At 72.9% G+C, this 14,822-nt stretch carries 13 protein-coding genes; 12 read left to right on the top strand and 1 reads right to left on the bottom strand.

The window, feature by feature from the left end; all coding sequences use genetic code 11:
* Nucleotides 1-348 precede the first annotated feature (348 nt).
* The 12 genes from BLW57_RS09350 (at nucleotide 349) to BLW57_RS09295 (ending at nucleotide 13,053) form a co-directional block, all read left to right on the top strand.
* Nucleotides 349-1,770, top strand: coding sequence for a phenylacetate--CoA ligase family protein (locus BLW57_RS09350; protein WP_093473605.1), 1,422 nt, complete (start codon nucleotides 349-351; stop codon nucleotides 1,768-1,770).
* Nucleotides 1,754-2,464 (top strand): type 2 periplasmic-binding domain-containing protein, encoded by a 711-nt coding sequence (locus BLW57_RS09345; RefSeq protein ID WP_176985521.1) that lies wholly within the window; start codon nucleotides 1,754-1,756, stop codon nucleotides 2,462-2,464. Before BLW57_RS09350 ends, BLW57_RS09345 begins: the two co-directional genes overlap by 17 nt.
* A gap of 18 nt (nucleotides 2,465-2,482) precedes the next feature.
* Entirely contained in the window at nucleotides 2,483-3,808 is a 1,326-nt protein-coding gene (locus BLW57_RS09340; protein ID WP_093473603.1) for an amidohydrolase family protein, read from the top strand.
* On the top strand, nucleotides 3,805-5,025 hold the full coding sequence (locus BLW57_RS09335; protein WP_093473602.1) for an MFS transporter: 1,221 nt from the start codon (nucleotides 3,805-3,807) through the stop codon (nucleotides 5,023-5,025). Before BLW57_RS09340 ends, BLW57_RS09335 begins: the two co-directional genes overlap by 4 nt.
* A 217-nt stretch (nucleotides 5,026-5,242) precedes the next feature.
* On the top strand, nucleotides 5,243-6,019 hold the full coding sequence (locus BLW57_RS09330; protein WP_093473600.1) for a B3/B4 domain-containing protein: 777 nt from the start codon (nucleotides 5,243-5,245) through the stop codon (nucleotides 6,017-6,019).
* A gap of 32 nt (nucleotides 6,020-6,051) precedes the next feature.
* Complete coding sequence (locus BLW57_RS09325; protein ID WP_093473598.1) at nucleotides 6,052-7,329, top strand: ATP-grasp domain-containing protein; 1,278 nt, start codon at nucleotides 6,052-6,054, stop codon at nucleotides 7,327-7,329.
* Entirely contained in the window at nucleotides 7,326-8,534 is a 1,209-nt protein-coding gene (locus tag BLW57_RS09320; protein ID WP_093473596.1) for an MFS transporter, read from the top strand. Before BLW57_RS09325 ends, BLW57_RS09320 begins: the two co-directional genes overlap by 4 nt.
* A gap of 157 nt (nucleotides 8,535-8,691) precedes the next feature.
* On the top strand, nucleotides 8,692-9,996 hold the full coding sequence (locus tag BLW57_RS09315) for a TrpB-like pyridoxal phosphate-dependent enzyme (protein ID WP_093473594.1): 1,305 nt from the start codon (nucleotides 8,692-8,694) through the stop codon (nucleotides 9,994-9,996).
* Between the two features lie 70 nt (nucleotides 9,997-10,066).
* Nucleotides 10,067-10,786, top strand: a complete 720-nt coding sequence (locus BLW57_RS09310) for a flavodoxin family protein (RefSeq protein WP_093473592.1) — start codon at nucleotides 10,067-10,069, stop codon at nucleotides 10,784-10,786.
* Nucleotides 10,787-10,850: 64 nt separating this feature from the next.
* Nucleotides 10,851-11,195, top strand: coding sequence for a cupin (locus BLW57_RS09305; RefSeq protein ID WP_093473591.1), 345 nt, complete (start codon nucleotides 10,851-10,853; stop codon nucleotides 11,193-11,195).
* On the top strand, nucleotides 11,192-11,542 hold the full coding sequence (locus BLW57_RS09300; protein WP_093473589.1) for a chorismate mutase: 351 nt from the start codon (nucleotides 11,192-11,194) through the stop codon (nucleotides 11,540-11,542). The genes BLW57_RS09305 and BLW57_RS09300 overlap by 4 nt, the downstream gene beginning before the upstream one ends.
* Nucleotides 11,539-13,053: a UbiD family decarboxylase gene (locus BLW57_RS09295; RefSeq protein WP_093473587.1), complete on the top strand. Its 1,515-nt coding sequence runs from the start codon at nucleotides 11,539-11,541 to the stop codon at nucleotides 13,051-13,053. Before BLW57_RS09300 ends, BLW57_RS09295 begins: the two co-directional genes overlap by 4 nt.
* Here the strand turns inward: BLW57_RS09295 and BLW57_RS09290 are convergent.
* The gene (locus BLW57_RS09290; protein WP_093473585.1) at nucleotides 12,995-14,524 is read right to left on the bottom strand and encodes a MocR-like pyridoxine biosynthesis transcription factor PdxR; all 1,530 of its coding nucleotides are present in this window, start codon (nucleotides 14,522-14,524) and stop codon (nucleotides 12,995-12,997) included. The two genes, BLW57_RS09295 and BLW57_RS09290, sit on opposite strands and share 59 nt — an antisense overlap.
* Nucleotides 14,525-14,822 lie beyond the last annotated feature (298 nt).

The following is a 14,822-nucleotide window of genomic DNA, read 5'->3' as shown; positions in this document are numbered from 1 at the left end:
CACTGCCGTCGCCGCCACCGCAGCGGTAGCGCGCACCGCCGTACCGCCGAAGCGACAACCACCGACCCTCGCAAGCGGCCGCGCTCCGGCACCAGCACGCACCGCCGAGCGTCTTCGCCCCGCGTCGTCGCCTTCCTGCCCGAGCCGAAGCGGCCACCGCCGCCCGCGGCAACGGCCGTGCTCCGACGACGGAGCGCCACGCGCCGTCCTGCCCGCCGGGGGCGACGGCATCCACTCCCCTGACAGCCGCCGCCCACGCACGCCCTGCCGTGCGGACACGGCACACCAGGCTGCCCCACGCGCCCGCGCACGGCAGCACCGACGAACGTACGAAGGAACCCGACGCCCATGTGGCTTCCCACGCACGGACCCGCGGCCGAGTTCGCCGCGCGGTACCTCGAACTCCACCGCGCCTTCTACAACCGCACCCTGACCACCGCCGAGCTCGACGACTGGCGCCGGACCCAGCTGGCCGCCGTCCTCGAACAGGTCAGCACCCGCTCGCCGTTCTACGCACGCCTCCTGAAGCGGGCCGACCTGTCCGCCGTCACCCCGGACGACCTCACCGCGCTGCCCTTCACCACCAAGGCCGACCTGCGCGAGGAGATGCTGGACGTCCTCAGCCGGCCGCTGGCCGAGGCCCTGTTCTTCTACGAGACGACCGGCACGACCGGACGCGCCACACCCTGCCCCCGCGACGGGCGCGAGATCGTCGCCAGCAACGCCCATGTGACCGAGTCCTGGAGCTCGGTCTTCCGGCACCACTTCGGTGAACACCCGCCGCGCATCGGCTTGATGGGACCGACCGAGGTGCACTCCTTCGGTGACACGCTCGGCGACGTCGCCCGCAACACCGGCTCCATGAACGCCAAGATCTGGCCGTACTCGCCCGTCATCGGCTTCCAGAAGGCTCTGCAGCTGATGAAGGACCTCGAACTGGAGGTCGTCTGCTGCACGCCCGGCGTCGCCCTCACCCTGGCGAAGGCCGCCGAGCACTACGGCTACGACCTGCGGCGGGACTTCGCGGTCAAGCTGCTCTTCGTCACCGGCGAGATGTGCACCCCCGCCCTCGCGCACAACCTGGAGGCGGTCTGGGGCGCCGACGTCTACAACATCCTCTACGGCTCCCAGGAAGCCTTCGTCGTCGCGACGGCCTGCCGCAACAAGCGGATGCACCTGTCCCAGACCAACTACGTCGTCGAGGTCGTCGACCCGGAGACCGGCGAGTCCCACGGCCCGCGCGGCACGGGCGAGCTGACGCTCACCATGCTGACGGACGGGGTGAAGCCGCTGGTCCGCTACCGCACGGGCGATGTCGTGGACGTGGCCGAGTCCGACTGCGACTGCGAGATGCCCGGCGACCTGGTACGGATCGTCGGACGCACCCTGGACCGCATCGACCTCGGTGGACGCCGGTTCACGGCCGGCCAGATCGAGACGGCCGTACTGACCGGGGTCACCGGGTCCGCCGGATACCAGGTGGTCATCGAACAGGACGCCGCCGGGCAGGACCGGCTCACCGTGCGACTGGAGCTCCTCACGGGCCTGGTGGCCGACCCCGAGGCCCTGGCCGAGGCGGTACGTGCACGGACGGCGGACGCCCTCGGGGTGCCCGTCGCCGTCGAGCTCAGCGACGGACTCGACCCGATCGTCAGCACCGGCGCGTTCGTGAGCTGGAAGGCCGCCCGCGTGGTGGACCGGCGCACCGTGACCGACCACGAGACCTCGGTGGCACAGCGGATGGCGGCGAACCGTGGCTATACGACCTGACCTGGCGGGCGGCACCGTCCGGGTGGCCCCGCTGCCCCGCCCCCTGGCGAGCGAGTACGCCGCGCGCTGGAGCGAACTGTCCGAGCGGTGGGCGGCCCGCCCCGGATCCGTGCTCGGCACCCTCGGCCCCGCAGGCACCTCCAGCGACCTCGTCGCGCGTTACCTCGCGGCGGAGCACAACCTGCGCGTGGAGCTGCACGACACCTTCGACGACGTGCTGGACGGACTCCTGCTGCGCAAGCTCGACTTCGCCCTGGTACCGAGCGCCTACGCGGGCCTCACCCGCTTCCACTGGCACCGGGACCTGCGGCTGCGCGCGTTCTTCCCGCGCGCCACCCCGGAGTACGGCATCGCCGCGGCCGCGCACAGCCGGCTTCCGACGGGCGACGGACCGGTGTCCGTCGCCGCGATGTGGGAGGTCCGGCGGATCTACGCCGAGGTCGTGCCGCCCGCGCTGCGCGGCCGGGACGTCGACTGGGTGGACGCCTCCTCCACCCAGCACGCCGCCCAGATCGTCGCGCGCGGCGGCGCCCAGCTCGCCGTGACGAACGCCCCGGGAGTCACGGCGTACGGACTGCGCTGGATGGCGACCCGCCCCGGCGCGGAGATCCTCTGGACCCTCTTCGACCACACGGAGGAGCCCGGGACGGACGACCCGCCGGACCGGCCACGCACCGCCGGCCGGCAACCCTGAGACCAGGAGAGAGACGACGTGTCACGCAAGACCCTGCTCCACCGCGCCACGGTCCAGGAGGGCCTGGGCCGGGCCTCACTGCCACGGCACAGCGTGCTGATCGACGGCGACCGCATCGAGGCCGTGCTGCCCGAGGGGCTCGCCCCGCTGAACGCCCCCGGCATCGACGTGCTCGACCTCGACGGGCGGACCGTGATGCCCGGCATGACCCTCGGGCACACCCACATCGCCTACCTGAACGTCCTCGACGGACGCGAGATGCTGTTCAAGTACTCCGTCCCCGACCTCACCCTCGCCGCCGCGCGCAACGCCGAGAACCTGCCGGCCCTCGGCTACACCGCCTTCGTGGGCGCCGGCTCGGTCTCCGGCATCGACATGGCACTGCGCCGCGCCGTCGACCGGGGCGAGCTGCGCGGCCCCCGCATCACGCCGTGCAGCCGGGACCTGATGGTGTCCGGACCGCCCGAGCGCCGAAACCCCGAGGTCAAGAAGCGCATCCCGACCGATCTGATGCGGCTGGCGGAGACCCCGGAGGAGATGGCGGAGTACGTCGCCACGGAGATCGCGCAAGGCGCGGAGATCGTCAAGGTCTTCTCCTCGGGCGACGACACCTTCCCCAACGGGCGCTCCCACGAACTCCTCTTCACCCCCGAGGAACTGAAGATCGCGGCGCGCACCGCGCACGAGCATGGTGCCCTGATCCGCGCCCACTCCCGAGGGCTCGACGGCATCCGCAACGCCATCGCGGCCGGGGTCGACGTCATCGACCACGCCACCTACGCCGACGACGAGGCCCTGCACGCCATCGCCGCGCGCGGCATCTTCGTCGTACCGAGCCTCTACCAGCCACACATGCTGCTCACCACCGGAACCCGGCACGGCAAGACCACCGAATACCTGGAGACGCTGGAGTTCGAGGCCGAGGTCGCCAACACCCTGCGCATCCTGCCGATCATGGTCGAGCTCGGCATCCCGGTGGTGGCGGGCGACGACTTCGGCTTCGCCTGGACCCCGCACGGCACCTATGCCAAGGAGCTCGAACTGTACGTCGAGATGGCGGGCATCCCCGCACCGACCGTGCTCACCTGGGCGACCGCCAACGGGGCCCGGCTCGCGGGACGCGGCGACGACGCGGGCACGGTGCAGGCCGGACGCCTCGCCGACCTCGTCGTGACGAACGGCGACCCCGCCCGGGACATCTCCGTCCTGAGCCGGCCGGGAGGCATCGAACTGGTCCTCCTGGGGGGCACCCCCGTCGCCGGCAGCCCCGAGCCCTTCCGGACCGGCCCACAGCGGCACGCCGAGCCCGGCGGCGCCCCGGCCCCCGCGGGAGCCGTGCGATGACCGGAACCCGAGCCCGCCTCCCCGTCACGCCGCTGCTCGCCGTCGGCGCGTTCGCCATCGGCACCGACACCTTCGTGGTGGCGGGAGTGCTGCCCGAAGTCGCCCGCGGCCTCGGAACGAGCCTGGCCGACGCCGGCTGGGTGAGCACCCTCTTCGCGCTCACCTACGCCGTTCTCGCCCCCGTGCTCGGAGCGCTCACCGGACGCCTGGAGCGCCGCTCCGTCCTCGTCGTCTCCCTGACCGTGTTCGCCATCGGGAACGTCGCCTCCGCCCTCTCGACGGGGCTCGGCGCGCTCCTCGCGGCGCGGGTCGTGACCGCGGCCGGGGCCGCCCTCTACGTCCCGGCCGCCTCCGCGTCGGCCGCCGCCCTGGCCGCCCCGGAACGCCGAGGACGCGCCATGGCGGTGGTACTGGGCGGGCTGTCGGCGGCGACTTTCGCGGGTGTGCCGTTCGGCACCTGGTTGGCCGCCGACCTGCACTGGTCCGTCACGTTCTGGCTGCTGGCCGGACTCGGCGCGGTGTGCGCGGTCGCCGTCGCCGTCGGACTGCCCCCGGTGCGGCTGCCCGCCGCGCCCGGACTCGTGGCCCGGCTCGCCCCGGCGCGCGATCCGCGGGTGCTGGTCACGGCGCTCACCACGCTCGCCTTCCTGACGGGCGGCTACCTCGCGCTGACGTACATCGGCGCGGTCCTCGCCCCGGCGACCGACGGCGACGGCACCAAGCTCGCCGTGCTGCTGCTGGACTTCGGCGTGTTCGCGGTGTGCGGCACCGTGGTCGGCGGGCGGGCCACCGACCGCTGGGGGCCGACGCCGGTCCTGCTGGCGTCGGTCGCCGGTCTCGCCACCGTCCTGGTGACACTGCCCCTGACCCGGGACACGCCGGCCGGCGCGAGCGTGGGCATGGCGGCCTGGGGCGTGACGGCGATGGCCACCCAACCGCCGCAGCAGCACCGGCTGTTCGCGATCGCACCCGAGTCCGGGCCGCTCCTGCTCTCCCTGAACTCCTCGGCCACGTTCCTCGGCATCTCGCTCGGCGGCTTCATCGGCGGCCGGGTCCTGGCGCACGGCGGGGCCGACGCGGTCGACCGGCTCGGCCTGCTCGGGGCCGCTCTCGCGGCGGTCGGCCTGCTGACCGCCGTGCTCGGAGCGCGGCTGCGGACCGAAGGACCCCGCACCGACAGGGAGCCGGCCCCCGCACCCGCGGGCGACGCGGGCTGACATCCGGCGCGGCGCACTCCACGCGCCGGGCCGGGCGCGGCGGAACCTCCGCGTCCGGCCCGCCGGACCCGCCGCACCCGGCAAGTGGCCTCACGCATCGCCCCGTAATTGGCCACCGCCGCGACCCCGTCCGCTCCCTACTGTCGACCCGTCAACAAGGAAACCGCCCGCGCTCGACACGGGCGGCCGAAGCCCGGAAACGAAGGACCACACACCCATGGAAAGCCCCCGCCCCGACTCGGACACCCGCTCCCTCGGCGTCGGCGTCGACGCGCGCGTCCGGGAGCGCGTGCCCGGCTACGTCCTCGGCCTGATCGCCGTACCGGACGTCGGCGTCGTCGCGGACGCCCCCCAGGTGACGGACCGGCTCACCGCCGCCGAGGACGCCCTGCACAGCGCCGGGCTTTCCAAGGCCGACGTCTCCGCCCTGCCCTCCATCTCGGCCTGGCGGGACGCCTACCGGGAGATGGACGTGAACCCCAACCGGTTCCCCTGCGCCGCCGAGTCGGTCCTGCGCAGGGTCGCCAAGGGGGACCGGCTGCCGCGCATCAACTCGCTGGTGGACCTGTGCAACGCGGTGTCCCTGGAGAGCCGGCTGCCCGTGGCCTCCTGCGACGTGGGCGGCATCGAGTCCGAGCTCGTCGTGCGGCCCGCCGGCGGCAGCGAGGTCTACCTGCCGCTCGGCACACCCGACGCCCCCGAGCACCCCGAGCCCGGCGAGGTCGTCTACGCCGACGACCAGGGCCGCGCCCACTCGCGCCGCTGGAACTGGCGCCAGGGCGACCTGGTCAAGTCCGGCCTCGGACGGCGCCGGCTCCTGCTCACCGTCGAATCGGTGCACGAGGGCGGCCGGGCCGAGGTGGAGCGGACGCTCGGACAGCTCACGGAGGCGCTCACCGGCCTCGGTGCCGCCCCGCACCCGCCGCGGATCCTCGACGGCGCCACCTCCCGGGTGGAGCTGTTCGGCACGCCGTCGGCCGCGCCGGTCCGCTGAACCGGGCCCCACTCATGGATGAGGAGCAGGACATGAACCGTTCGATCCTGGTGATCTACCGGCCCGCCGCCGGGCGCTACACCGCCCAGTTCCGCAGCATCGTGGCCGCCGCCGGCGACCTCGGTGTGGCCACCGTGGTGCTGCTGCCCACCGGGTGGCAGGCGCCCGAGGCCGAGGGCCTGGCGCAGTACCACGCCGACCTGGACGACACGGCGGCCGTACGGGCCGCCGTCGACGGGATCGTCGCCCGGCACCGTGTCGAGCGCGTCTTCCCGCTGTTCGAGGGCGATGTGCTGCCCGCCAGCCGCGCCCGGCGCGACCACGGCATCCCCGGCCTCACCCCGGACCAGGCGCTCAACTTCCGCGACAAGAACGTGATGCACCGCCGGGCCGAGGAACTGGGCGTGCGGGTCGCCAGGTCCTGCCGCCCGGACACCATCGGCGCGATCACGGAGTTCGCCGAGGAGGTGGGCTACCCGATCGTCGTCAAGCCGTACGCGGGCTGGGCCTGCGGCCGCACCTACCGGGTGGACGGCCCCGCCGAACTGCGGGACGTCTGGCAGGAGATGGGCGACGACCGGCACGAGTACCGGGTCGAGGAGTTCATCCGCGGCACGGAGTACCACGTCGACTCGCTCTTCAAGGACGGTGAAGCGGTCTTCGCGCAGCTCTCCCGTTACACCTACTCCGTCCTGGAGTACCGCAACGAGCCCGGCGGCACCATCTCCCGCAAGTACGACCTGTCGGCGGGGGAGCAGCGCATCCTGGACCTCAACACGGTGGTGCTGCGCGGCTTCGGCCTCGACACCGGTGTGGTGCACGCCGAGTTCTTCCTGCTGGACGACGGCGACGTGGTGTTCGGGGAGGCGGGGGCGCGGGCCGGCGGCGGCTCCATCGTCCCGGCGATCGAGGCCGGGCGCGGGATCAATCTCGCGGGGGAGTGGTGCCGGCTGGAGCTCGACCCGGCACACCGCACCGAGGCCCGGCCGGGCCCCGAGATCGGCACCGAGTACCTCACCTCCGACCGGTACGGCCACATCACCGCCATCACCACCCCGGCCGAACTCGTGGCGCTGGACGGGGTCCTGGACGCCGACGTGTGGAAGCAGGTCGACGACGTCCTGGCGCCGCCGACCGCCTCCAACGACGTCCTGGGCTGGTACGTCTGCGAGGGCACCGACTTCGAGGACATCCGGGCCCGCTTCAAGGCGGTGCGGGACGCCTTCCGCGTGGAGACGGAGCCCGGCGAGGGCACCGGCGCCATGGCCGGGTCCGTCGCCGCGACGGCGGGCGGGCAGGCGCAGCGATGACGTGGCTGACCCGGTTACGGGCACTCCCGCTCGCGCTGCGGGTGCTGTTCCTCGCCTCCTTCATCAACCGCGCGGGCATGTTCGTCTTCCCGCTGCTCGCCGTCTACCTGGTGCGCGGCAAGGACCTCAGCCCCGGCGAGGCCGGCCTGCTGATCTCCGTCGGCAGCACCGGCCTGCTCGCGGGCAGCCTGCTGAGCGGGCCCCTGCGCGACCGGCGTACGGCCCTGCTCACCGCGCTGCTGCTGAACGCCGGCGGCTATCTCGGCCTCGCCGTGCTGGACGGGCCGCCGTGGACGTACGCCGGACTGCTGTTCGTCGCGCTGGTCGGCATGGGCATGTTCGGGCCGGCGTCCAACACCCTGGTGGCCGACCTGACCGAGCCCGATCAGCGACCCTTCGCCTACACGGTGAGCTACATCGGCAACAACCTCGGCATGGGCATCGGCCCGCTGCTGGGAGGCCTCGCGGCGGCGTACTCCTACCACGTCATGTTCGCGGGCAACATCATCGCCGGCCTCGTGTGCGCCGCGATGATCGCCCTGTGGGTGCCGTCCGAGCGGCGTGACCGGGACAAGGCCCGGAAGGACAGAACGCGTTCGGGTCCGCTCGGCCACCGCCACGTCCTGCTCCTGGTGCTGGTGTCCTTCTTCTACGTGGTGCCGCTGATCGGTCTCGAGTACGCGCTGCCGCTCGCCGTCACGACGGTCCTGCACGACTCGGCGGGACTGGTCGGCGTCGTCTACACCGTCAACAGCGTCGTCGTGGTCGGCCTCGGGCTCGCCATGGAGAAGCGCATGCAGGGCCGGGGCACGAAGCCGCTGCTGCTCGTCAGCGGAGCGCTCTGGGCCGCGGGCCTCACCGTCATCGTCGTAGGCTTCTCGCTGCCGGCGATCCTGCTGTCCACGGTGATCTGGACGCTCGGCGAGATCATCGCCTCGGTGGTCGTGCCCACGTACATCGCCGACCACGTCGACGAGCGCAGGGTCGGCAGCTTCATGGCGCTGAACGGCTTCGTCCTGGGGCTGGCCCGGCTCGCGGTGCCCGCGGGCCTCGGCGCCCTGTGGACCGCCCAGGGTCACCGGCCCGTCTTCCTCACCCTGCTCGCCGCGCCCCTCGTCGGCATGGCCGCGTACGCCGTGCTGCGGATCCGGCCCACGGCTGCCGCCCGCCCGCCGGAGCCCGCCCCGGCCGCAGTCGGCACCTAGTGCCGCGACCGGCGTCCTTGCCGGACCGACCGCCCCCCCCGCGGACCACCCGAACTGCCCGCTACCCGAACGACGCCCACCCCGACCGACCGCCACCAGGACCACCCGGACCACCGACCTCTCGTACCGACGCACCGACGATCACAGGAAAGTGTTCATGTCTCAGACCAAGTTCCTGCTGTCCGAAGACCAGCTCCCCACCACCTGGTACAACGTGGTGGCGGACCTGCCCAAGCCGCTGGAGCCGATGCTGCACCCCGGCACCCGGCAGCCGGTCACCCCGGACGACCTGGAGCCGCTGTTCCCCGCCGAGCTCATAGCCCAGGAGTTCTCCACCGAGCGCGATACCGACATCCCCGGCGCCGTGCTGGACGTCTACAAGCAGTGGCGCCCCAGCCCGCTGGTGCGGGCGCGGCGGCTGGAGAAGGCCCTGGACACCCCGGCGCGGATCTACTTCAAGAACGAGGGCGTCAGCCCGGCCGGCAGCCACAAGCCCAACACGGCCGTCCCGCAGGCCTATTACAACAAGCGGGCCGGCGTGGGCCGCCTGACCACGGAGACCGGCGCCGGGCAGTGGGGCAGCTCCCTGTCCCTCGCCTGCCAGTACTTCGGCCTCGTCTGCGAGGTCTACATGGTCAAGGTCAGCTACCAGCAGAAGCCCTACCGCCGCGGCCTGATGGAGACCTACGGCGCCACCGTCACCGCCAGCCCCAGCGAGCTGACCCAGGCCGGCCGGGACGCGCTCGCCGACGACCCGGACTCGCCGGGCAGCCTGGGCCTCGCCATCTCGGAGGCGGTGGAAGCCGCGGTGACCAGCGGCGGCACCGCGAAATACGCGCTCGGCTCGGTGCTCAACCACGTGCTGATGCACCAGACGATCATCGGCAAGGAGGCGCAGCTGCAGATGGAGCTGGCCGAGGACTACCCGGACATCGTGATCGGCGCGGCGGGTGGCGGCTCCAACTTCGGCGGCCTGGCGCTGCCGTTCATCGGGGAGCAGCTGCGCGGCGGGCGGTCCGTGCGGGCCGTCGCGGTCGAGCCCGCGTCCTGCCCGACCATGACCCAGGGGCGTTTCGACTACGACTTCGGCGACACCGCCGGCATGACCCCGCTGACCAAGATGCACACCCTCGGCCACGACTTCGTGCCGCCGAGCATCCACGCGGGCGGCCTGCGCTACCACGGCATGTCCCCGATCATCAGCCAGCTCAAGGAGCTGGACTACCTGGAGGCGCGCGCGGTGCCGCAGACCGCGTGCTTCGAGGCGGGCGTCACCTTCGCCCGCAACGAGGGCATCGTGCCCGCCCCGGAGTCCACGCACGCGGTGCGCGCCGCCATCGACGAGGCGCTCGCCTGCAAGGAGTCCGGCGAGGCGAAGACCATCCTGTTCTCCCTCTCCGGCCACGGCCACTTCGACATGCAGGCCTACATCGACTACTTCGGCGGCAAGCTGACCGACTGACGCGAGAACCGAAGGCGGAGCGGGGCGGAGGGAGCCCCGCTCCGCCCTGCGATCACCACAGGGGGAGAACATGCTCACAGCACAGGGAACACCGCCGGACATACGGGGGGACGGTCCCGTCATCCTCGGCATCTCGGGATCGGAACGGGCGGGCGGCAACACCGACCTGGCACTCCAGTACACAGGGGAACTGGTGCGCGAGCGGGGCGCGCAGTTCCAGACCCTGTACCTGCGCGAGCACCGCATCTCGCCGTGCAGCCCGTGCGGCGACTGCAACAACCGCACCAGCCGGTGCGCGGTGCGCGACGACATGCCCGCCATCATCGACCGGATGCGGCAGGCCGACGGCATCGTCTACGCCGCGCCCGTGCACGGCTTCGGCCTCGCCCACCTCATGCAGATCTTCATCGAGCGGGCGGGCGTCGGCTTCCTGCGCTTCGAGCGGCCGCTCGCCAACAAGGTCGGCGGCATCATCGTCACGGCCCGCCGCTACAGCGACGCCTCCGTCCACCACCAGCTGGTCGACAATCTGCTGCTCAACCGGATGATCCTGGTGGGCAGCGGGTTCCCGGCCCTGCTGCGCAACACCGGGCAGGAGCCGGGCCTCAACGACCCCGAAGGCGTGGACGCCCTGGAGCGCATGGCCCACCGGATGGTGGACATGGTCCAGCTGCTGCGCCGCCACGAGGCGGAGACCGGTGAGCCCGTGCTGCCGCTGGACGACCGGAACGAACGCGTCGTACTCCGCCGGCCCCAGCTGGTCGACAGTGCCGCCCAGCACCCCGCATGACGGCCCTGCGCCGACCCGCACTCCCTCATCACCCACCCACCGCACGAACAGGAGCAGCCACACCATGCCCACCGTCACCCCCGCCCTCGTCGGCATCGACTTCGACAGCATCCCGTGGGAGAAGTGGCACAAGCCCGGCGCCGACGGCCGAGTGAAGATCGCGTACACCGGCGGGTACCGGGTGCGCCTGCTGGAGCTCCCCGCGGGCTTCAACGAGCTCAACTGGTGCGAGACGGGCCATCAGGGCTACGTCCTGCGGGGCGAGTTCACCATCCACTTCGACAACCGCTCGGTGCCCTGCCGGCCCGGCATGGGCTTCGTCATCCCCGGCGACGAACGGCACCGCTCGCAGGGCTCCGAGAGCGAGTCCACCGTCGTCTACGTCATCGACGAGGTGCCGGCGCCGTGAACGGCCACGACAGGATCGAGGAACTGCGCGTCTCGATCGACGCACTCGACCGGCAGATCGTCGCCCTGCTCGCCGAACGCACCGCCGTCGTCCGCGAGCTGACCGAGTTCAAGCAGGACGAACAGACGGTCCGCTCACCCCGGCGGGTGGAGCAGGTGATCGCCGAGGTGCGCGGTCTGGCCGACGCGCAGGGCATGCCGCCCGGCATCGCGGAGGCCGTGTACCGCACGCTCATCGATGAGCTGACGAACCTGCAACTGCGGCGGCTCGCCGAACGCCGGGCCGCCGCCGGAACACCCACCGCCCCGGTGCCGGCCGCCTCGGCGGCCGTGAACGGGGCGGCATGACCCGCCGCGGACTCGCCGATCTGCGCACCGCGCTCGCCGGGCTGGACCCGCTGCCCGGCGAGCTGGTGCGGGTCCGGGAGGAGGTCCCGGCCCGCTTCGGGGTCGGCGCCCGCTACGCGAAGTGGGCCGGTACGCCCGCCCCGCCGCCCACCGGCCCCGGCCCAGCCGTGCTGTTCGAGCGGGTGTCACCCAGCGGCGGCGGCGCGGCCCGCTCCGTGCTCATCGGCCTGTACGGCAGCCGTCGGCGCGCCGCGGGACTGCTCGGGCTCGCCCCCGGCGAGATGGCCCACCGGCTGCTGGACGCCGCGGCCTCCCCGGTGGCTCCGACACGCCTGCCGGCCGGCCGGGCGGGGGCCCGCGACCTGCTCGCCCCCGATCTGACGGCGCTGCCGATCCCCGTCCTCACCGACGAGGACGCGGGTCCGTACCTGACGCTCGGCGCGGTCCTGGCCACCGACCCGGACACCGGTGTACGCAATCTGTCCATCCACCGGATGTGCGTGCAGAGCCCCGACCGGCTCACCATCTGGATGGTGCCCGGCCGGCACCTGGAGGCGGCCCACCAGGCGGCCCGCCGCCGGGGCGGGAATCTGCCCGTCGCCATCCACCTGGGCCTCGGACCCGCCCTGCTGCTCGCGTCCTGCTGCCCGGCGCCCCTGGTGCCGGAGGGCGTGGACGAGCTGGCGGTGGCGGGAGCCCTCGGCGGCGCGCCGGTCGAACTCGCCGGGTGCCTGACCGTCGACGCGGAGTACGTCGCCCACGCCGAGTACGTCATCGAGGGCGAACTCCTCGCCGACCTGGCCCCGGAGAACCCGCACGGCCCGTCCGCCACCCCCGAGTTCCTCGGCTACCAGGGGCGCGCCCACCCGGCGCTGCCCACGGTACGCGTCACCGGGATCACCGCACGCGACGGGGCGATCCTGCAGACCGTCTCGGGCCCCGGCCACGAGCAGTCGGTGCTGCTCGGCTTCGGCATGGAGGCCGCGGTCCTCGACCGGCTGCGCCGCCTGGGAGCGCCGGTCCGGGCGGTGCACTGCCATACGGCGGGTGGCGGCCAGCTCATGGTGGTGATCCAGTGGCGGGCCAAGCGGTCCTCCGCGGACGACCGGCTGGTCCGCGAGTCCGGCGAGTCGGTCCTGGAGACGTTCCGGATGGCCAAGCTGGTCGTCTCGGTGGACGCGGACGTCGACCTCGAATCGGACGCGGACCTGTGGTGGGCGATGGTCACCCGGCTGCAGGCGGACCGGGACCTGACCGTCCTGCCCGACCGCGAGGGCTTCCCGCTCGACCCGACGCAGTCCACCGCCTACTCGGACGCCCTCTCCGCCGACGGGCGCACCGCGAAGGCGCACTTCGACTGCACGGTGCCGTACGCGCAGCGCGACCGCTTCCGCCGGCCCCGCTTCACGGAGCCCGAGGCGGCACCGGACGCCGCCGCACCGCCCGTGCGGCTCAGCTCCGCCCCCGCGCCTCGCGCACCGCGGTGGCCAGCAGGGCGACGCCCTCGGTGATGCGGGCGGTGGGCAGCGCGGCGTAGCCCACCAGGAACGTCGGCTCGGCAGGCGGGTCCAGGACGAAGTAGCCGGACGCGGGATACACCCGGACCCCGCGTCCGGCCGCCCGCCGCACGATCTCCTCCTCCGGTACGCCGCGCGCCCCGGTGAAGCTGGTCAGTACATGCAGCCCCGCCGCCTCTCCGGAGATGCGCACCTCGGCGCCGAGATGCTCGTAGAGCGCCTCCAGCAGCCGCCTTCTGCGCTGCCGGTACAGCCGCGTCATCCGGCTGATGTGCCGGGCGTACGCACCCGTCGCGATGAAGTCGGCCAGCGCCTCCTGGGACACGGTCGGGGTGAGCCGGTCGGTGATCCACTTGATCCCGAGGAACGGCTGTACGAGGTGCGGCGGCAGCACCGCGTAACCGATGCGCAGCGCCGGGAACAGGGTCTTGCTGAAGCTGCCGACGTAGACGACGGTGTCGCGGTGCCTCTCGGCGGCGAGCGCGGGCAGCCGCTCCGCGGTGAAGGTGAACTCGTTGTGGTAGTCGTCCTCCAGGACCGTCGCACCGCGTTCGTGCGCCCAGGCGATCAGGGCACGGCGGCGGGTCTGCGACATGATGAAGCCGGTGGGGAACTGGTGCGACGGCGTCACGTACACCAGCTTCACCTGCTCCGGGTCGTGTCCGTGGGCCCGCACCCGCTCGTCGATGTCCGCGACCCGCAGACCCTCCTCGTCGACGGGAACCGGCACCACGGCCGCGTCGGAACACCCGAAGACCTGCCGCAGCACGGTATGGCTGGGGTCCTCGATGACCACCACGTCGCCCGGCCCGACCAGCATCCGCACCAGGACGTCCAGCGCCTGGGTCGCGCCACCGGTCACCATGATGTGCTCCGGACCGGCGTCGATGGCCCGGCTCTGCCGCACCAGCGTGGCGATCTCCGCGCGCAGGGCCGCCGAACCCTCGGCCGGCCCGTACCCCAGCGCGGCGGCGTCGGCCCGCCCGTACGCCTCGTGCATCGACTGCCGCCAGCGGGCGACGGGGAACGCGGCGAGTGCGGGCGTACCGTGCCGGAAGTCGAGGACGTTGCCGGGACGCCGCAGCACGGGCGGTGGCTCCCACGGCTGCCACAGCGGATTGCCGTCGTCGGTGGGCCGGGGCGGCGTGGGCACCGGCGGTACGGCCCTCGTCCGGGGCGCCTCGCCGGACGCGCCCGCCGAACCGGTGGCCGGAAGCTCAGCGACCCGGGTGCCCGAGCCACGTCGCGCGGTCAGGACTCCCTGCGCCCGCAGCAGCTCGTAGGCCCGGATGATCACCGTCCGCGAGACGCCCAGTTGCTGGGCCAGCTCGCGCGAGGCGGGCAGCGCGTCGCCGGGGCGCAGTTTGCCCGCGCGCACGAGCGCGGTGACCTGATCGCACACCTGCTGCTGCAACGTCGTACCGCTCGCCCGGTCCAGAGTGATGAGCAGTTCGGTGGATCCCACGGCGTTCCCCCCGCCCCCGTACCGCCTGCGCGGTGTCCGGGGAGTCACCCTAGTCGCCGCACGACGCCGTCAGAGGGCGGCTGCCTCCCGGTTCGGGGACGGCCGAACGGGCGAGACCCACGTCCGAGGCCGCAGGGTTTGCTGCGAACAGGATCACATGGGCCGCCGACTTCCCCGGCTGCGTGCGTTTTCGAGACACGTGTAGTAGCCGTCCTGTGGGGTCCAGCCGGTCTAGGGCAGGAGCGTTTTTGCAGTTCAGGTCCTTGTGCCCCAGATGCGTCGACGCTGTTGGTGATAC

Source organism: Streptomyces sp. 1222.5 (assembly GCF_900105245.1).
Taxonomy (GTDB): domain Bacteria; phylum Actinomycetota; class Actinomycetes; order Streptomycetales; family Streptomycetaceae; genus Streptomyces; species Streptomyces albidocamelliae.
Note: the sequence above shows the minus strand (reverse complement) of the source record. Positions and strands in the feature narration are given on the sequence as shown.